Consider the following 462-nt stretch of genomic DNA (forward strand, 5'->3'; position numbering starts at 1 on the left):
GAGGCATGCACCATGAGCGAACCGTACAACGTTCTTTTCCTCTGCACCGGCAATTCGGCTAGGTCGATCATCGCAGAGGCGATTCTCAATCGTATTGGCGCCGGCAAGTTCAAGGCCTATTCGGCCGGGTCGCATCCCAAAGGGGCGGTGCATCCCTACACGCTCCAGCTTCTGAAGAACCTCAATTACGACACGTCCTTTGCCCGTTCGAAGGACTGGGAAGAATTCGCGGTTCCCGGTGCGCCGGAGATGAATTTCGTTTTCACGGTCTGCGACAACGCCGCCAATGAATCGTGCCCTGTCTGGCCAGGACAGCCGATGACCGCACATTGGGGCGTGCCTGATCCGGCTGACGCGGAGGGCACCGATGCCGAAAAACATCTGGCCTTTGCCGAAGCCTATCGCATGCTCAACAACCGGATTTCCATCTTCATCAGCCTGCCGATGAGCATGGTCGACAAG

Annotated in this window: 1 protein-coding gene; it reads left to right on the top strand. The window is 57.6% G+C overall.

Annotated elements, in window-relative coordinates; genetic code table 11:
• Nucleotides 1–12 precede the first annotated feature (12 nt).
• A partial coding sequence (locus tag EOB49_RS33585) for an arsenate reductase ArsC (protein WP_164781919.1) occupies nt 13–462 on the top strand: 450 nt, incomplete at its 3' end.

The organism is Mesorhizobium sp. M7A.F.Ca.MR.148.00.0.0, assembly GCF_003997735.1.
GTDB lineage: Bacteria > Pseudomonadota > Alphaproteobacteria > Rhizobiales > Rhizobiaceae > Mesorhizobium.